The sequence below is a fragment of the Candidatus Pelagibacter sp. HIMB1485 genome, from assembly GCF_052048055.1.
In the GTDB taxonomy this organism is placed as follows: domain Bacteria; phylum Pseudomonadota; class Alphaproteobacteria; order Pelagibacterales; family Pelagibacteraceae; genus Pelagibacter.
This window is the reverse complement of sequence record NZ_JBNAIN010000002.1, coordinates 742,712-759,284: the sequence shown is the minus strand read 5'-3', so window position 1 is coordinate 759,284 and position 16,573 is coordinate 742,712. Positions and strand designations below refer to the sequence as shown.

The following is a 16,573-nucleotide window of genomic DNA, read 5'->3' as shown; positions in this document are numbered from 1 at the left end:
AGCTTTATAGCTTTTTCTGATTGATTACTACGTCTACTAGTATCGCAATCAACAAATTAAGCATTGTAATTCCGCATATAATTATAAAACTGAAAAAATAAATCCAAGCCCACCAGTAAACATCTTGCAATGGTAGCATTACTTGTTCCCAACTTGATAATGTTAAAACCTGGAACAATGTGATCATAGCGATACCAACGTCACTCCATCTCTCAGGTATATCTGCACTAAATAAAATTGAGCCTATAGTTGCGTATATATAAAGAATTATGAACAATAATAATCCAACGTAAAATACCCTTTTGACGGAAGTAAGCAGTGCTTCAATGATTTTTTTTAATTCTGGAACAACTGAAATAATTCTCAATACTCTAAATACTCTTAGCAATCTTAAAAGTAAGAAACTAGAATTATTAGGAATTGGAATTAATGAAATTAAAACAATTAATGTATCAAATACATTCCATCCACTTTTAAAAAAGTGTAATTTTTTTGGTTCTCCAACAAATCTAATTATAATTTCAATTACAAAAAATATAGTAATTGAATAATCTAAATAATTAATTGCTTGTCTGGTAAGATCACTTAATTCATAAGTGTTAACTCCAATTGTAATTGCATTTAAAATAATAATTGAAATAACAACAAACTGGAAAATTCTACTTTCTTTAAGATTATATAAAAATTTATTCATTTAATTTAAAATATTAATAATACTTTTTTTAATAGTTTCACTTACTTTAATTGTTCCTTCTTTATTTGGATGAATTCCATCTTGCTGATTTAAACTTGGATCAAGTGCCACTCCTTCAAGTAAAAATGGGATCAAGGGTAAGTTATATTTTTTTGATAGTTTTGGATAGATTGCATCAAACTTTTTTTTGTATTCAGCGCCATGTGTGGTTGGGGCAACCATACCTGCAATAATAATTTTGATTTTTTTATTATTAGCTATCTTTATAATTTCTTCTAAATTTTTCTCAGTTTCTTCTGGTTTTATACCTCTAAGCATATCATTAGCACCCAAGCCTAAAATCATTAAATCGATACCAGGTTCAGATAAACTCCATTCAGCAATGTTCAGTCCTCCTGAAGATGTACTTCCTGAAACACTCCCGTTAATTATCTTTATATTTAAACCATCTTTTTTAAAATTATCTTCTAATACCACTGGTAAGTGATGTTCTTTAGGTAAACCGTATCCAGCCATTAAACTATCACCAAATAAGACAACCTTTTCTATTGCACTTGCATTAATGTGCACTAGAAAGATTATCAAAATTTTAATAAATAAACTTTTGTTCATGAGTGCACTTCTTAAATTAAAAAAAATAAATCTCAAATACCAAACTGGTAAGGAAAGCATCAGTGTTTTAAAGAATATTGATCTAACCATTAAGAAAAAGGAGACAGTTTCTGTCGTTGGTGAAAGTGGATCTGGTAAAACCAGTTTAATCATGTTGGTTGGAGGACTAGAAAAACCAACCTCAGGTAAAATTATTTTTCAAGATCAAGAAATTACAGGTTTAAATGAAGATGAAGTTTCAGAAATTAGAAAGAAAAATATTGGAATTATATTTCAATCTTTCTACTTAATTCCAAATTATACAGCAGTTGAAAACGTTGCTTTAACATTAGAATTAAATAATTTTAAAAATCCTGAGAGTGAGGCAAAAAATTTATTAGATAGATTTGGTTTAAAGCACCGATTTAATAATTTACCTAGTCAGTTATCTGGTGGTGAACAGCAAAGAGTTGCGATTGCAAGAGCTATAGCAATGAAGCCTGAATTAATCTTAGCTGATGAACCTACAGGAAACTTGGACACTGAAAACTCATTAATGATTTCGGATATTCTATTTAAATATGTAAAAGAGGAAGGGTCTTCCTTAATCATGGTAACGCATGATCCAAAACTTGCAAACAAAGCAAAAAGAAAAATCAAAATAAAAGATGGAAAAATTAAATAATCGATCTGAATTTAGTTTGATTTTTAAATATGCTTTAAAGGATTTAAGCAGAAACTATCACAAAATCTCAAGTATTATTGTTACTCTATTTATAAGTCTCTTTATATTAAGTGCTATTTTTACAATTGAAGATAGTCTTAAAAAAGAACTAAACGATAATGCAAAAGCCTTATTAGGTGGTGATTTAGAAATTGATTACAATCGTAACCAAGGAAATCTCGATCTAGTTAATCAGGTAAAAGAATTTACAACTGTTTCTCAAATGATTGAGTTCAGTACGATGCTTTCAACAACTGGAAGAGAAAAAAACAAATCTTTATTCACTAGAATTAAAACAGTTGATGAAAAATACCCACTATATGGTGAAGTAGTATTTGAACCCGAAGGTGCTTATGAGCGAATGCAAAAGGAACCAAATACTATTTTAATTAATGAAAGTCTTTCAAAGACACTAAATATAAAACTTAATGAACAAGTTAAAGTTCAAGACCAAAATTTTACAGTTATTGGAATTATAAAATCAGTACCAGATGTAAGTGGATTTGTTGCTTTTGGTGATTGGGCACTCGCAGGAAAGCAAACATTAGAAATATTAAAACTAAACGGGATTGGAAGCTTTTTAAACTATGAATATAAAGTTAAATTTAATGAAGGAGATAACTCTGAAGAATTAGAAAAACGAATTGAAAATATTTTTAAAGATGATCAAAAAGTAAAACTTCGTTATCCTGAAAATTCAGCAAGTGGAATAAAGAGAATAATTAATAATTTTTCACAATTTTTATCTCTTGTTTCAATAAGTGCGATGTTGATTGCTGGTATTGGAATTGCAAACACCCTTCTCTCTTTTATTAACCAAAACAATATGTCAATTGCAGTTAGAAAAGCAGTTGGATTTTACTCAGGAAATATAAAGACACTTTATTATCTTCAATTATTAATATTGTTGTTTGTAATTACAGTTGTCTCCTACGGCTCTAGTTTTTTAATAGTCCCTATCGCTGATAAATACTTATCAGATGGACTTGGATTAAATGTTTATCCAGTATTTTCTATAGTTAATTTTATTAAAATATTTTTAGTAGGTTTATTGGTACTTGTAATATTTTCTATCCCAACGATAAGTTCAATTGACCAAGTAAAAGCTTCTAATTTATTTAGAAATGTTTTTCAAAACTTACAATTTTATTATTCAAAAAAATCTATTGTTTTAAGTTTTATATTACTGTCTATTTTAGTTTTATTATTTACTATAGGTTCAGAGCAACCAACTTACAGTCTTGGGTACTTTGCTGCATTTTTTGTGTGTTTGATTGTATTTTTCTTTCTTTCAAGAATAATTATTTTTTTTCTTAAAAAATTTAAATCAAGCTCCAATATCTCATTAAAGGTATCAATTAAAAATATCACTCAAACTAAAAGTATCACACCAATTACTATTATGTCTTTAGGGTTGGGAGTTACTTTACTTTTAACATTGGCATTAGTTGGAACAAATTTTCAAAGAGAAATTGCTAAATCAATTCCTGATATTGCACCTGATTATTTCTTTGTAGGTATTCAAAAAGGAGAACGTGAAAAATTTGAACAAGGAATATTAAAAATGGATCCAAATGCAGACATTGAAGTTGTTCCTATGGTTTCATCTGGTATTGCAAAAATTAATGGTATCAATCCAAATACTTATATTAAGCCTGATAATGATAGTTATTGGGTAATTGGAAGTGAAAGAAGATCTTCATGGGTGGAAGATGTTCCTGAAGATAATCCATTAGTTGCTGGAGAATGGTGGGATTTAAATAAACCTAACCAACTTCAAATATCTTTGGATGCTAAAGTTGCAAGAGATTTTAATATTCAATTAGGAGATATTTTTACTTTGAATATTTATGGAAGAGAAATAGATGGTGAAGTCATTAATTTTAGAGAAGTTGATTATCGAGATTTAAGTATAAACTTTGCAATGCTATTTAATCCTCAATTCGCTCAAAATATTCCTCATGAATATTTAGCAACAGCAAAATTTAATTCTGATAAATTTGATGAAACTGAAATGCTAGAAGTTATGCCTAGCTTATCCATGATTAAAATTGCAGATTATCTGACAAAAGTAACAGCTGTGCTAAATAAAGTGTTTATTGCAGTTACTTTGATATCAGCTGTAACAATTGTAATTGGTTTAATTGTTATTTCGAGTGCAATTATGGTTCAAGGTAAAGTTAAAGAGTATCAAAACTTAGTGTTTAAAATTTTAGGCTTTTCGAAAAAAGAAATAATCCTCTCATCATTAATAGAATTCATCATTATCTTTAAATCAGTCATACTGATTGCAATATTTTTTGCAGTAATTGGTTCAAAATTTATTATGGAAAATATCTTTGAACTTGTGTGGATGTTTGATTTTAATGTTTTAATTTACTTAGGTTTTTCAATTGGATTTGTGACATTGATATTGATTATGTTAACAAACTTGAAATACTTAAATCCAAAAGTTTACCCTTTGATTAGAAATCAATAATTAAAATTTTGTAATTTTACTATCTAAAGCAATTACATTTAATTCCACTTTTAGTTTTGGAAATCTTTTTTTAATTTCCTTTTTAAGTATATTAAATGAGTCTTGGTGTATTTTTTTTTCATTTGCAGGTGTAAATTCTTTTTTTCCGTTAGCAATTTTAGCAGCACCACAATCTTTATGATTAATAACAATAAGCTTTTCTATTTTGTGAAGCTGAATTGAAGTTCCAAGATTATCATAGAAAGTATTATGCCATTTTTTAAATTTATTATGTGTCACCCCTACCGCAGCACCAGCAATTGTAAAAGCACTGTATTTCCCGGTTAATTTTTTTTTCTTTAAATGATTATGAACTAAATGTTGAAATCTTGGATCCATACAAGATAACACCATTGCTTTAAATTTTGACTTCATGAATTAAACTCCACTTTATACATTGCCTCATTCCTTCTATTCATTGGAAGAGTAAAAGGACTATCATATGTAGCTCTAATAGGTGGACTTATAATTGAAATATTATTTTTGTTTAACTCTTTTTCTAGGATTTCTTTGTGTTTTATGAAATTTCCATCTGAAGCTCTGCCAGAATATCTAAGCACAGCATAATATCCTCCTTCAATATTTACTATTCTTACATCATTTCTACTGGGATTGGGTACATTATCTGAATTAAACTTTGAAGGTAAATAAAACTGCATAGTCATATTCCCATTTTTTTCTACTTGAGTAACTGGAGTAGTCATTGCTATCTTTTCTTGAGCATCATTTCTTCCAGAAATATAATTAAATAATTTTCTAAAATTACTATCTATACCAGCTCTTGAGGTTTCAACTGCTAAACGATCAGAGTATTTTCTGATCTCATAAATTTCATTTTTATCAACCACTTCATATTTTGCTTCTTCATTTGCCATAACTTTAGAATAGTTTAAAATTAAAAAAGTACATAATAAAAATATAAATATTTTTTTCATTTCAATATTATTTCAAATTTTAGCATTTACTTAAAATCAAATCAAATAATCATATAAAAGTTTTGAACTACTTATAAAAATTAAAATATATAAAATATTATAAAATAATTTTTCATTTATAATTTTAATTAATCGATAACCAATTAGTATACCTAAAAAAGCAATTGGGAATAAAAATACAGATTGTTTAAAGGTGACTAAATTTGTCATTGAAAGGTTAATATATAAAGGAAGCTTTATTAAATTAACAAAGGTAAAAAATATAATTCTTGTTCCTACATAAATTTCTTTCTGCATCCTTAAAGGAAGCATATAAACACTTACAGGTGTTCCTCCTGCATGGACACAGAAACTTGTAAAGCCAGCTATGACAGAACAAATACTTCCTTTGATAGAATTTTTTTGAGATTTGGCTTCTTTATCTTTTTTAAAAAAAAAATAATGACCTGCAAAAATAAATCCCATTAAACCAATCATAAATTTTAATAACTCTTCAGAAAAATATGTGAAAGTGAAAGATGCAATTATTATTCCAACAGCAGCAAATGGAACCATTAACTTTAAAGTACCTAAGTCATATTCTTTTCTATATTTATAAACAGCGATAAAATCTGAAAATATTAAAATTGGTAAAATTATTCCTAATGCTTGATTCAAAGGCATTACAATGGTCATTAATGGAATAGATATTAAAGTCATCGATCCACCCAAACCAGATTTTGCAATACCATACAAAATTATTGCTGGCACAACTGTGAAAAAAAATAATAAGTTTATTTCCATTTGTTTAATGAATTTAATAGTTTTGATCCTAAAGGGCTAATTGGTTCTTGAAGAATTATTTCTTTTCCTGTTTTTTGTTTAACTAACTGTAATAATTTTGTTGCTATTCCCTTTTTTCTAAAAATTGGATTAACGAAAATGTACTCCACTTCTCCCTTTTCATTAAATCTAACAAACCCTAGCGTTGTATTTTCATTTTTATAAGTAAAAACACCATCCGCTTCATCTAATTTATAAGTAGATAAATCAATGCTGTTCATAAATCCTAGTAATTAAGGAGTAAAAGGATAATTGCTATTGCAGCAACTATAGAACTAACAACGATATAATTAAGCTTAATATTGAACTTTTTCTCAACAAAATCAGTTATTTTTTCCCAAAATAATACGATCAGAAAAATTATTATGGCAGGTAAAATATATTTAATCATAGTTTAAGATTTATCGTCACTGACATAAACAGAAACCCCACGACTATTTAAGTCAACATCAAATTTTTTATGTAGTGGTGGAAATGCTCTTTGTGAACAATCTAATCTGTCACAGGTTCTACATGAAACACCAATAGGAATTTCCGTTGATTTATCATTAATATTCATATTTTCAGTATAAATAAAATCTTTTGCATATTTTGCTTCACAACCTAAACCAATCGATAATACATTTTTAGATTGTCCAAATCTTCCAATTCCTTTTTCTACAGTTTTTGCAATACAAACATATTTTTCACCATTATTCATTTTACTAACTGCTGTATGTAAAACTCCTGGAGTAGTGAATGCAGTATAAACATTCCATCTTGGACAAGCTCCACCATATCTTGGAATATCAATTCCAGATAAAGAAAATCTTTTTGAGATATTTCCAGCCATATCAACTCTTAAAAAATGAAATGGGATACCTGGTAGTTTTGGATCTTGCAAACATGTAACTCTATGGGCTACTTGTTCAAATGAAGTTGCGAATGTATTTTGTAATAGTTCTAAATCATATTTTAATTTTTTACATTCAGAATGAAATAATTTGTATGGCATCAAAATTGCAGCACCACAATAATTTAACAAAGCAACTTTAGTAAGTTTTTTTGATTCTTCTGATGGAAAACTAAATTTAGTTAAATAATATTCGACATCTTTAATAGCACCCATTTGTGCAACTTGAGATGCTGCATGTAATTTTTTGGTTTCTATAGAACTATAATCACTAAGCAATAACTCTTTTTTATTTTTGTTATAAATTTTTGAAAATGGTTTGTTCTCATCAGGAATAACATCTTTTACGGTTATTGAATATTCTGACTGTAAATAATCGCACAAAGATAAATATCTTGTTCGATTATTTTTTTGAATTTTATTAAAAACTTTATTTGCAAATTCTTCTAACTTCGGAAAATAATTTTTATTCTCTTGAAAAAAATCAACAACAACCTCTCCAGGAAAAGAATTTTTTCTATTATCTACAATTTTACCTGAAATTTTTTCAATCTTACTTATTAATTCATGATCTTTTTTTTTAAGAATATCTCCTAATCTAACGATAGCTTTTCCAATCTTTGGATTGGTACTTACTAGATCTTTTACTTCCGGACCTAAAATATCTAAGTCTTCAAATAAAGTGTCATCTAAAATTTCTGAAATTGTATTTTGAAGATTGATATCTGTCTTTGATGTAAGATCTGATAATTGGATATTTAGTTTTTCACAAACATTTAAGAGTAAATCGCCATCAATTTTTCTTTTACCGCTTTCAATTAAGTTTAAATAACTAGGAGAAATACTTAAATCTTCAGCTAATTTGTTAGCTTGCAGTCCAAGTTGTCTTCTAAAAGCTCTTATTTTTGGCCCTATTTTAAGATCTATTTGACTCATTTTACTATTTGTAAATTTTGTAAATTTATTTTTACAATATTTTTTCCCTATTTACAAAGCTTTTTAACGTTTTTTATAGATTTTGTAAATTTTGTAAAATATATGACTCATATGGATAAAAACTTAAAAAACACAGAAAATGAAGCTCAAATCATCAAAAAAGAGGATTTAGATCACCATCATAATAAAGGAATTTACATGAGAGATGATCACTGTGATTGGGGTTCAAGTGGGATGAGTGAACTAATCGACGCTTTAAACGATAGTAACTAATTCTACTTTTTCAATTTTCTTCAACAAAGGATTATAAATAATGAGTGCAGAGAAAATCTCTTATGAGTTAAAAAGATATGCTGGTATCAAACGAGACTACACTGATGAAGAAGTGGAGAGATTAAGAGGTTCAATTAAAATTGAGTACTCACTTTGCAAAAATCAATCTGAAAAACTTTGGAAATTATTAAATACTGAAGCTTATGTTAATACCCTTGGTTCTTTGTCAGGCAACCAAGCTGTTCAGCATGCAAAAGCTGGGTTAAAAGCAATATATCTAAGTGGTTGGCAAGTTGCAGCAGATGCTAATACTGCTGGAGAAATGTATCCAGATCAATCTTTATATCCTTATGATAGTGCACCTAAGTTAGTTGAGTCTATGAACAACTCTTTAATTAGAGCAGATCAAATTCAACATATGGAAATGCAAGATGGAGACATGAAAAGAGAGGAAAAAGTAGATTATATGCTTCCAATTATTGCTGATGGTGAAGCAGGTTTTGGTGGACCATTAAATGTATTTGAATTAACTAAAAAATTTATAAGAGCAGGCGCTGCAGGTGTTCATTTTGAAGACCAATTAGCTAGCGAAAAGAAATGTGGTCATATGGGTGGAAAAGTTCTTGTTCCAACTGGTACAATGGTCAAAAACTTAAAAGCTGCAAGATTAGCTGCTGATATTGCAGAAGTTCCATTAATTATATTGGCTAGAACAGATGCCAATGCTGCAAAACTTATTACAAATGATTTTGATGAAAATGATAAACCATTTTTAACTGGTGAAAGATCTCCAGAAGGATTTCATTATGTTAAAGATGGAATTGAACAAGCTATCTCTAGAGGTTTAGCTTATGCACCGTATGCTGATTTAATTTGGTGTGAAACAGCTACTCCTAATTTAGCTGAAGCTAAAAGATTTGCAGATGCAATTCATGAGAAATTTCCTGGAAAACTATTGGCTTACAATTGTTCTCCATCATTCAATTGGAAAAAGCATTTAAGTGACGATGAGATTGCTTCATTCCAACAAGAGATTGCTAAAATGGGTTACAAATTCCAGTTCATTACTCTTGCTGGTTTTCATACTCAAAACATTGCAATCTTTGAGCTTGCTGAAAAATACAGAAAAGAAGGTATGGCTGCATATTCTAGAATTCAACAACAAGAATTTGCTAGAGAAAAAGATGGCTATACTAGTGTTAAGCACCAAAGAGAAGTTGGTACATCTTATTTTGATGCAGTCTCAAATACTATTAGTAGTGGCCAAAGCTCAACAACAGCAATGGCTGGATCTACTGAATCTGAACAGTTTTAAAAAAAATACTTTCCCTCTCCATTTTTTTTAGTAGCCCTTAATTGTTAGGGCTATTTTTTTTATTTGTAATTAATACTCAGACTGTTAAGGCTCTCAAATGTCTAATAAAAACTTTGGTTTTGGAACACAGATTAGAAAATCTCCTTATTTTGATGCTACTGTAAAATGGGGAGCGACAGGTTTTTCTGTATATAATCACATGTATATTCCAAGGGATTTTGGAAGTCCTGAGCAAAATTTTTGGAACCTAATTGAAAAATCAATTTTATGTGATGTTGCAGTTGAAAGACAGGTCGAGATCACAGGTCCTGATGCATATAAATTTACTCAACTTTTAACTCCTAGAGATCTTTCAAAGTTATCAGTTGGACAATGTAAATACGTTTTAATTGTAAATAATGATGGTGGTATCTTAAATGATCCAGTTTTATTAAGATTGGCTGAAAATCATTTTTGGTTATCTTTAGCTGATAGTGATGTTTTATTATGGGCACAAGGTGTTGCGGTTAACTCAGGTTTAGATGTTAAAATATCTGAACCAGATGTATCCCCTCTGCAGTTACAAGGTCCTACCTCACAAGAAATCATGGTCAAACTATTTGGAGAAGAGATCAGAGATCTTAAATATTATTGGCTTAGAGAATATGAACTTGATGGGATTCCATTGATTGTTTCAAGAACTGGTTGGTCAAGTGAACTTGGATATGAAATATATTTAAGAGATGGTTCAAGAGGTAATGAGCTTTATGAAAAAATAATGGAAGCTGGTAAAGAACATGGTCTTCAGCCTGGTCATACATCTTCTATAAGACGAATTGAAGGCGGTATGCTTTCTTATCACGCAGATGCAGATATCCATACAAATCCATTTGAACTAGGATTTGATCGATTAGTTAATTTAGATACTGATATAAATTTTATAGGTAAAGAAGCACTTAAAAAAATCAAGCAAGAAGGAATTAAAAGAAAACAAGTTGGTCTTATAATAGATTGTGATCCTTTGTCAGGACCAAACACAACTTTTTGGCCGATTGAAAAAGATAGCAAGAAAATTGGTAAGGTAACTTCAGCTGTATATTCACCTAGATTAAAAAAAAATATTGCACTTGCAATGATTGAAGTTAATCATTCAGAATTAGGTAATAAATTACATATAGAAACTCACGAAGGAAAATATTCAGCTACAATAGTAGAAAAACCTTTTTACGATCCAAAAAAGAAAATAGCTAGTAGCTAAGATTTAATATTGTATCCTTTTTTCAATAGAACTGTAACCACAGTTACACATGACATCAAAAATACTACCATTGAAATAACGCTCACCCAAATATTGAAATCTGAAACACCATAAAAAGCAAATCTTAAACCATTAATTAAATAAACAACTGGGTTAAAATAAGTAACTGTTTGCCAAAACTCAGGCAACATATCTAAAGAATATAAACTACCACCTAAAAATACCATTGGTGTGATAACTAATGTTGGAATTATAGACATTTGCTCAAAATTAGAGCTCATTAAACCAATTAAAAAACCAAATAAAGCAAATGTAAATGCTACTAATACTAATAAAAATATCATTAGTAATGGATACATTACTTGAACCTCAACAAAGAACGTTGATGTTAAAAATATAACCAATCCAACTATAAGAGTTTTAGTAGCGCCAGCGCCTACAAAAGCTAAAACAATTTCAAAAGTTGAAATTGGTGCAGCTAAAATTTCATAAATAGTTCCATTAAATTTTGGAAAAAATATCCCAAATGATGTGTTACTGATTGATTGAGTTAACAACGTTAACATCAAAAGACCAGGAACAATAAAAGATCCATAACTAATTCCATCAATCTTTTCTACATATCCACCAATTACAGATCCAAAAACAATAAAGTACAATGATGTAGATAAAACGGGAGAAAACAATGATTGCATCAATGTTCTCTTGAATCGATCCATTTCATGCAAGTACATTGCTCTAAATGCGTAATAATTAAACTTCATTGTTCTCCTTTACTAATGTAACAAATATTTTCTCTAAAGTAGTTTGTTCAGTTTTTAAATCTTGTAATTTTAAATTTGCATCTTTTAAATCTTGTAACAAGTTAGTTATTCCAGTGCTTTTAGCTCTAACATTATATGTATAATTGATCGATTTCTTATCTTCTCCAATTTCTAGATTATACTTATCTAAACTGCTTGGGATTTCAGTAATTTCTTCTTGAAGATCTACTGTAAGCTTTTTATGTCCCATTTTTTTTAATAATTCTTTTGTTTCATCAACAACAATAATTTCGCCTTGATTGATTACCCCTACTCTATCTGCGATAGCTTCTGCTTCTTCAATATAATGTGTGGTAAGAATAATTGTTACACCTGTTTTTCTTAAAGTTTCAACTACCTTCCACATGTCTTGACGTAATTCAACATCAACACCGGCAGTTGGCTCATCTAAAAATAATATGGTTGGTTCATGAGACAACGCTTTTGCAATCAATACACGTCTCTTCATTCCTCCAGATAACTGTCTTAATCTTAAATCTTTTTTATCCCATAAGCTTAAGTCTTTTAAAATTTTTTCAATGTGTTTTGGATCTGGTTTTTTTCCATACAAACCTCTTGAGTATGAAACATTGTTAAAAACTGTTTCAAATTGTTCTAAGGTCAATTCTTGTGGAACTAATCCAATTCTAGATCTTGTTTCTCTGTAATCATCAATGATATCAAAATCATCTACAGTAACTTTTCCTGAAGATGGTCTAACGATTCCACAAATAATACTTATAAGAGTAGTTTTACCTGCACCATTCGGTCCAAGCATTGCAAAAATTTCACCTTTTTTGATGTTTAGGTTTATTTTCTTTAAGGCTTCAAAGCCATTATCGTAGACTTTTGATAGATTATTTATGCTTATTTGATCTGACATGAACTAGGCATATATAGAGACAATTTATTGTATTACAATAATTTAAAATTTGTTTACAACCTATGATTAATGAGAAAAATTTTTGTATTTATCTGTTTTATATTAGCATTCAATAATAACGGGATGGCTAAAGAAACAACTTACTCTAAAGAGTTGTTTGATAAGGCTTTAGCGGATGGAAAAGTTGTAGTGGTTAGTTCTTGGGTTAAATATTGCACATCTTGTGCCAGCCAAATGAAAGTTCTTGATAAAGCAAAAAATGATTTTGATAATATTGAATACTTTAAATTTGATGTAACTAATAAGGAAATTGCTAAATTTTTTAATGTTCAATATCAAACAACACTTTTAATTTTTAAAGACAATAAAGAAGTTTACAGAAGTATTGGTGAGACAACCAAAGAACTTATTTATGATGCTTTAAATTCAGTGATCTAAATTAATTACTTTTCAATTTCAAAATTACTGCTGGCAAAAAAGTTGCAACAACAAATGATAAGAATAATAAAGATTGTGCAACAAAAGGTGAAAATAGATCTTTAGACATAAATCCCCCAACTAATAAACTCTTAGAAAAATCTGGATAAGGAAACATTAAAAATCCACCAATTAAACCTATGATAATTGAAACATAAGCAGTTTTTTCATTTACCTTGTTGTAAAAACTGTAAAAGACTGTGAATACAAACGCGCAACAAAATAGATCTGCAAGTAAAAATAAATATAAAATATCAAATCCTTTTGATGCAACACCAAATGCAATTAATGATAAAAATATAATAAAGTATTTAGAAATTTTTAAATAATCTGTTTTTTTATCTAAATTAAAAGTTGCTTTACCATCAACAACAAACAAACTTGATATCGCATTAACCAATGTATCAACTGTTGAAATTGTTAAAGCTAATCCAAGAACAATAATAATTAAGGATAACATTTCAGTTTGCTCTTTTAACAATAAAGTGAAAAATCCTAAATCAGCTCTTGCTGAAGGGTCAATAGAAAATGAAACCATTCCAATAAAGCCCATTAAAAAAACTATTGGAACAATAACAAAAAAAGAAATGATCAATGCTGATTTTAAAGTGTTGTAATCTTTAGCAGCATAAACCCTTTGCCAATTTCCTTGGTGAAATAGATTAGTAGCTGCAACTGCAATAAAAAAAGTTAATCCAGCTGTATAACTTGGAATATAAGATGAGCTTAATAGTTGTGGATTTTTTTCTTTAATCAATGCAAATGAAAAATTATCTCCTGTTGATGAACTGATAATTAAAATTAGAATTAATAAAAGGAAACCAATTACTATCATTTGAATATTATCAGTAAAAATAGAAGCTCTTAGACCCCCATAAAGCGTGTACGTTAAAGTTGCTAAAAGTACTATTAATGCAGTGATCCAAAGATCTGTACCTGACAAATAATTTATCAAAACCGCAACAGCTGTCACCTCTGCACAAAGAAAAATAAACATGTAAAAAATTGTCATTAACAAAATCAGTTTAAACAAAATTTTTCCAAATTTTTTTCTCATAAACTCAATTAGAGATGAGCCTTTTGGAAACTCTGATCTAATTTTTCTTCCAAAATAAATTAAGAAAATCATTGGAAAAGCTGTACCTAGTGCATAACCAATAACAGCCCCTATTCCTCCCCATGTGGCAGCAGCAACTGGGCCAAATAAAATCCATGCTCCTAAAGCAGATGCAACAAGACTAGTTGTTAATGAAAATAATTCTATATTTCTATTAGCTGTTAAATAATTACTTATTCCTTGGAATTTTTTAGAATGATAAATTCCTAATGCAGCGAATACTAAACTAATAATAATTACTAATGTTAATGACGATGATTGACTTAAAAAGTATGCGTTATCCATTTTATCCCTTTCTGAATTACCGGACAGGTTCGTAGGGTTTAATCTCAGTCTGTTAAGACACCCCTTTATTTAAATATATATTTAATTTTAAGTTTTTAAACTAAAATATTAAGTTATATTAATAGTTATGAACTACAGAGCATCACCAAAAAGATATTCCAACATGAAATATAGAAGATGTGGAAAGAGTGGTGTTGATCTACCTTTAATAAGCCTTGGTCTTTGGCATAATTTTGGTGGTAAACAACTTACATCTGAAGCAAAGAAAATGTTGTTTTATTCTTTTGATTCAGGGATTACTCATTTTGATTTAGCAAATAATTACGGTCCACCAGCAGGAAGTGCTGAGGCTAATTTTGGAAAAATTTTAAGTAAAGAATTTAAAAGATATAGAGATGAATTAATTATCTCATCTAAAGCTGGTTATGATATGTGGGAAGGACCTTACGGTGAATGGGGTTCAAAAAAATATATCATTGCAAGCTGTGATCAAAGTTTAAAGAGAATGGGATTAGATTATGTAGATATATTTTATTCACATAGATTTGATCCAAATACACCGTTAGAAGAAACAGCAGATGCCTTAGAGCTTATTTATAGATCTGGTAAAGCTCTTTATATTGGTATTTCTTCGTATTCTTCAAAGAAAACCATTGAAATGTTCAATATTTTAAAGAAAAGAAACATTAAAATATTTATTCACCAGCCTTCTTACTCTTTAATAAATAGATGGTTTGAAAAAGACTTGGATAAAAATTTAATTAAATTAGGAATTGGAACTATTGCTTTTTCTCCATTAGCACAAGGAATGTTGTCAGATAAATATTTAAAAGGAATTCCAAAAGCATCAAGAGCAAGTGATCCAAAATCTGCATTAGATAAAAACTTTATAAACAAAAGAAACATAAAGATAATTTCAGATTTAAATCAAATTGCTAAAAAAAGAGGTCAAACGTTATCGCAAATGGCTTTGGCTTGGGTGTTAAATAACAAAGCAGTAACTACAGCTTTAATTGGAGCAAGTAGTGTAAAACAAATTAAAGAAAATATTGAAAGTCTAAATAATTTAAATTTTTCTAAATCTGAACTTAAAGAAATAAATAAAAAAGCTAAAGATGGAAATATTAATAAGTGGGCAAGATCTAGTTCTTATTAAAAAAAGTGTTTTTCAATCAAATAATGAAGAGTAAAAATAATTAAAGAAGCACAAATAATTAGAAATACTCTTTCTTGATTACTCATTATTGTTGACCTTTGTGATTCATGATTTCGATCATACACTGAGTAGCGTACTCTCTCCACTCTGTAGAATTCTTATTTTTTAGGCTATTTAAATGATCTCGGTTACTTTGAATATCGTCTTTATGTTTGAGATAATCAGCCCCATTTAGATTTGCTTCCATAGAAGAAAGGTTGGTTTCCATTGCTTTTATCCATTCTTTTCCAAGCTCAACACACTTTTGATCATCTTTTTCATCACAGATTTGTTTAAAAAAATTAAAAATAACATCATCAGTATTAACTGAAGTGTTCATATCTTATTGCTCAATGCAGGTGCCGATTGAGTCTGGACCGCATGTCTTACCATTAGTCCAAGTAGCACCAATCAGATTTGCATTTTCAAAATTTGCATTAGTAATGTTTGCAGATGTAAAGTTTGCTTCCATCAAATTTGCATTTTGAAAATTAGCTTCTATTAAAGTTGCTCCCATAAAATCAACTCTAGTTAAGTTTGCATTAGTAAAATTTGTTTTTTCAAAATTACCACCAATACTAATTGTTTCATAAAGATTAGCTCTAACAAATGTAGACTCTGGAAAAGTTCCAAAAGATAAATTTGAATTCATCATAATGCTTTTATCTAAATTTACTTGTACAAAACTTGCAAAAGATAAATTTGAGTTTGGTAGATAACTACCTTGTAGATCTTGTGCATCTGAAAATCTGCATTTAGAATAATCTACACCATCTGTTAATGGATCATCACATGCAGCATTTGAATTTGAAACAAAAAAGAAACTAAAGAAGATTAAAAGAAGTATTTTTTTCATAATCAAAACTAACAAATAAA

The 16,573-nt window shown here is 28.8% G+C and carries 19 protein-coding genes; 7 read left to right on the top strand and 12 right to left on the bottom strand.

Features of this window, described 5'->3' with window-relative positions; translation table 11 throughout:
* Positions 1–4: 4 nt before the first annotated feature.
* Together ACTTA4_RS06405 and ACTTA4_RS06400 are read right to left on the bottom strand one after the other, a co-directional pair.
* Positions 5–694, bottom strand: a complete 690-nt coding sequence (locus ACTTA4_RS06405) for an ion transporter (RefSeq protein ID WP_440634004.1) — start codon at positions 692–694, stop codon at positions 5–7.
* Positions 695–1,306, bottom strand: a complete 612-nt coding sequence (locus ACTTA4_RS06400) for an arylesterase (RefSeq protein WP_440634003.1) — start codon at positions 1,304–1,306, stop codon at positions 695–697. It lies immediately after the preceding gene.
* Between ACTTA4_RS06400 and ACTTA4_RS06395 the strand changes: the two genes are divergently transcribed.
* Together ACTTA4_RS06395 and ACTTA4_RS06390 are read left to right on the top strand one after the other, a co-directional pair.
* Positions 1,305–1,970 carry an ABC transporter ATP-binding protein gene (locus tag ACTTA4_RS06395; RefSeq protein WP_440634002.1) on the top strand — a complete coding sequence of 222 codons (666 nt, stop codon included), beginning with the start codon at positions 1,305–1,307 and terminating at the stop codon, positions 1,968–1,970. The two genes, ACTTA4_RS06400 and ACTTA4_RS06395, sit on opposite strands and share 2 nt — an antisense overlap.
* Positions 1,954–4,488, top strand: coding sequence for an ABC transporter permease (locus tag ACTTA4_RS06390; protein WP_440634001.1), 2,535 nt, complete (start codon positions 1,954–1,956; stop codon positions 4,486–4,488). The genes ACTTA4_RS06395 and ACTTA4_RS06390 overlap by 17 nt, the downstream gene beginning before the upstream one ends.
* Here the strand turns inward: ACTTA4_RS06390 and ACTTA4_RS06385 are convergent, their stop codons facing one another.
* The 5 genes from ACTTA4_RS06385 to ACTTA4_RS06365 all read right to left on the bottom strand — a co-directional run bounded on the left by ACTTA4_RS06385 (position 4,489) and on the right by ACTTA4_RS06365 (position 8,112).
* On the bottom strand, positions 4,489–4,902 hold the full coding sequence (locus tag ACTTA4_RS06385) for a carbonic anhydrase (RefSeq protein ID WP_440634000.1): 414 nt from the start codon (positions 4,900–4,902) through the stop codon (positions 4,489–4,491). It lies immediately after the preceding gene.
* Positions 4,899–5,462, bottom strand: coding sequence for an SOUL family heme-binding protein (locus ACTTA4_RS06380; RefSeq protein WP_440633999.1), 564 nt, complete (start codon positions 5,460–5,462; stop codon positions 4,899–4,901). Before ACTTA4_RS06380 ends, ACTTA4_RS06385 begins: the two co-directional genes overlap by 4 nt.
* 36 nt (positions 5,463–5,498) lie before the next feature.
* Positions 5,499–6,245 carry a sulfite exporter TauE/SafE family protein gene (locus ACTTA4_RS06375; protein WP_440633998.1) on the bottom strand — a complete coding sequence of 249 codons (747 nt, stop codon included), beginning with the start codon at positions 6,243–6,245 and terminating at the stop codon, positions 5,499–5,501.
* Positions 6,236–6,505 (bottom strand): GNAT family N-acetyltransferase, encoded by a 270-nt coding sequence (locus ACTTA4_RS06370; protein ID WP_440614542.1) that lies wholly within the window; start codon positions 6,503–6,505, stop codon positions 6,236–6,238. The genes ACTTA4_RS06375 and ACTTA4_RS06370 overlap by 10 nt, the downstream gene beginning before the upstream one ends.
* A gap of 173 nt (positions 6,506–6,678) precedes the next feature.
* Positions 6,679–8,112, bottom strand: a complete 1,434-nt coding sequence (locus ACTTA4_RS06365) for a helix-turn-helix domain-containing protein (RefSeq protein ID WP_262589430.1) — start codon at positions 8,110–8,112, stop codon at positions 6,679–6,681.
* Positions 8,113–8,223: 111 nt separating this feature from the next.
* Between ACTTA4_RS06365 and ACTTA4_RS06360 the strand changes: the two genes are divergently transcribed.
* The 3 genes from ACTTA4_RS06360 (at position 8,224) to ACTTA4_RS06350 (ending at position 10,937) form a co-directional block, all read left to right on the top strand.
* Positions 8,224–8,385, top strand: coding sequence for a hypothetical protein (locus ACTTA4_RS06360; protein WP_262589431.1), 162 nt, complete (start codon positions 8,224–8,226; stop codon positions 8,383–8,385).
* 40 nt (positions 8,386–8,425) lie between these two features.
* Entirely contained in the window at positions 8,426–9,700 is a 1,275-nt protein-coding gene (gene aceA / locus ACTTA4_RS06355) for an isocitrate lyase (protein WP_262589432.1), read from the top strand.
* A 97-nt stretch (positions 9,701–9,797) separates the two neighbouring features.
* Entirely contained in the window at positions 9,798–10,937 is a 1,140-nt protein-coding gene (locus ACTTA4_RS06350; protein WP_440633997.1) for a glycine cleavage T C-terminal barrel domain-containing protein, read from the top strand.
* On the opposite strand, the gene ACTTA4_RS06345 is transcribed toward ACTTA4_RS06350, so the two are convergent.
* Together ACTTA4_RS06345 and ACTTA4_RS06340 are read right to left on the bottom strand one after the other, a co-directional pair.
* The gene (locus ACTTA4_RS06345; protein ID WP_262589435.1) at positions 10,934–11,701 is read right to left on the bottom strand and encodes an ABC transporter permease; all 768 of its coding nucleotides are present in this window, start codon (positions 11,699–11,701) and stop codon (positions 10,934–10,936) included. The genes ACTTA4_RS06350 and ACTTA4_RS06345 overlap by 4 nt on opposite strands.
* Positions 11,691–12,623 carry an ABC transporter ATP-binding protein gene (locus ACTTA4_RS06340; protein WP_262589436.1) on the bottom strand — a complete coding sequence of 311 codons (933 nt, stop codon included), beginning with the start codon at positions 12,621–12,623 and terminating at the stop codon, positions 11,691–11,693. Before ACTTA4_RS06340 ends, ACTTA4_RS06345 begins: the two co-directional genes overlap by 11 nt.
* Before the next feature lie 123 nt (positions 12,624–12,746).
* Here ACTTA4_RS06340 and ACTTA4_RS06335 point away from each other — a divergent pair, with 123 nt between their 5' ends.
* The gene (locus ACTTA4_RS06335; protein ID WP_440633996.1) at positions 12,747–13,061 is read left to right on the top strand and encodes a thioredoxin family protein; all 315 of its coding nucleotides are present in this window, start codon (positions 12,747–12,749) and stop codon (positions 13,059–13,061) included.
* Between the two features lies 1 nt (position 13,062).
* On the opposite strand, the gene ACTTA4_RS06330 is transcribed toward ACTTA4_RS06335, so the two are convergent.
* On the bottom strand, positions 13,063–14,502 hold the full coding sequence (locus ACTTA4_RS06330) for a sodium:solute symporter family transporter (protein ID WP_440633995.1): 1,440 nt from the start codon (positions 14,500–14,502) through the stop codon (positions 13,063–13,065).
* A gap of 127 nt (positions 14,503–14,629) precedes the next feature.
* On the opposite strand from ACTTA4_RS06330, the gene mgrA reads away from it, so the two are divergent.
* A complete protein-coding gene (gene mgrA / locus ACTTA4_RS06325; protein WP_440633994.1) occupies positions 14,630–15,658 on the top strand; it encodes an L-glyceraldehyde 3-phosphate reductase in 1,029 nt (342 codons plus the stop codon).
* Between the two features lie 85 nt (positions 15,659–15,743).
* Here the strand turns inward: mgrA and ACTTA4_RS06320 are convergent, their stop codons facing one another.
* Positions 15,744–16,037 carry a hypothetical protein gene (locus tag ACTTA4_RS06320; protein WP_262589440.1) on the bottom strand — a complete coding sequence of 98 codons (294 nt, stop codon included), beginning with the start codon at positions 16,035–16,037 and terminating at the stop codon, positions 15,744–15,746.
* A 3-nt stretch (positions 16,038–16,040) separates the two neighbouring features.
* Positions 16,041–16,553 carry a pentapeptide repeat-containing protein gene (locus tag ACTTA4_RS06315; protein WP_262589441.1) on the bottom strand — a complete coding sequence of 171 codons (513 nt, stop codon included), beginning with the start codon at positions 16,551–16,553 and terminating at the stop codon, positions 16,041–16,043.
* Between the last annotated feature and the right edge of the window lie 20 nt (positions 16,554–16,573).

What these genes read in the sequence shown, in the direction of transcription:
- ACTTA4_RS06405 (WP_440634004.1), bottom strand. Translation starts at nt 694, where the DNA reads ATGAATAAATTTTTATATAATCTTAAAGAAAGTAGAATTTTCCAGTTT.
- ACTTA4_RS06395 (WP_440634002.1), top strand. Translation starts at nt 1,305, where the DNA reads ATGAGTGCACTTCTTAAATTAAAAAAAATAAATCTCAAATACCAAACT.
- ACTTA4_RS06400 (WP_440634003.1), bottom strand. Translation starts at nt 1,306, where the DNA reads ATGAACAAAAGTTTATTTATTAAAATTTTGATAATCTTTCTAGTGCAC.
- ACTTA4_RS06390 (WP_440634001.1), top strand. Translation starts at nt 1,954, where the DNA reads ATGGAAAAATTAAATAATCGATCTGAATTTAGTTTGATTTTTAAATAT.
- ACTTA4_RS06385 (WP_440634000.1), bottom strand. Translation starts at nt 4,902, where the DNA reads ATGAAGTCAAAATTTAAAGCAATGGTGTTATCTTGTATGGATCCAAGA.
- ACTTA4_RS06380 (WP_440633999.1), bottom strand. Translation starts at nt 5,462, where the DNA reads ATGAAAAAAATATTTATATTTTTATTATGTACTTTTTTAATTTTAAAC.
- ACTTA4_RS06375 (WP_440633998.1), bottom strand. Translation starts at nt 6,245, where the DNA reads ATGGAAATAAACTTATTATTTTTTTTCACAGTTGTGCCAGCAATAATT.
- ACTTA4_RS06370 (WP_440614542.1), bottom strand. Translation starts at nt 6,505, where the DNA reads ATGAACAGCATTGATTTATCTACTTATAAATTAGATGAAGCGGATGGT.
- ACTTA4_RS06365 (WP_262589430.1), bottom strand. Translation starts at nt 8,112, where the DNA reads ATGAGTCAAATAGATCTTAAAATAGGGCCAAAAATAAGAGCTTTTAGA.
- ACTTA4_RS06360 (WP_262589431.1), top strand. Translation starts at nt 8,224, where the DNA reads ATGGATAAAAACTTAAAAAACACAGAAAATGAAGCTCAAATCATCAAA.
- aceA (WP_262589432.1), top strand. Translation starts at nt 8,426, where the DNA reads ATGAGTGCAGAGAAAATCTCTTATGAGTTAAAAAGATATGCTGGTATC.
- ACTTA4_RS06350 (WP_440633997.1), top strand. Translation starts at nt 9,798, where the DNA reads ATGTCTAATAAAAACTTTGGTTTTGGAACACAGATTAGAAAATCTCCT.
- ACTTA4_RS06345 (WP_262589435.1), bottom strand. Translation starts at nt 11,701, where the DNA reads ATGAAGTTTAATTATTACGCATTTAGAGCAATGTACTTGCATGAAATG.
- ACTTA4_RS06340 (WP_262589436.1), bottom strand. Translation starts at nt 12,623, where the DNA reads ATGTCAGATCAAATAAGCATAAATAATCTATCAAAAGTCTACGATAAT.
- ACTTA4_RS06335 (WP_440633996.1), top strand. Translation starts at nt 12,747, where the DNA reads ATGGCTAAAGAAACAACTTACTCTAAAGAGTTGTTTGATAAGGCTTTA.
- ACTTA4_RS06330 (WP_440633995.1), bottom strand. Translation starts at nt 14,502, where the DNA reads ATGGATAACGCATACTTTTTAAGTCAATCATCGTCATTAACATTAGTA.
- mgrA (WP_440633994.1), top strand. Translation starts at nt 14,630, where the DNA reads ATGAACTACAGAGCATCACCAAAAAGATATTCCAACATGAAATATAGA.
- ACTTA4_RS06320 (WP_262589440.1), bottom strand. Translation starts at nt 16,037, where the DNA reads ATGAACACTTCAGTTAATACTGATGATGTTATTTTTAATTTTTTTAAA.
- ACTTA4_RS06315 (WP_262589441.1), bottom strand. Translation starts at nt 16,553, where the DNA reads ATGAAAAAAATACTTCTTTTAATCTTCTTTAGTTTCTTTTTTGTTTCA.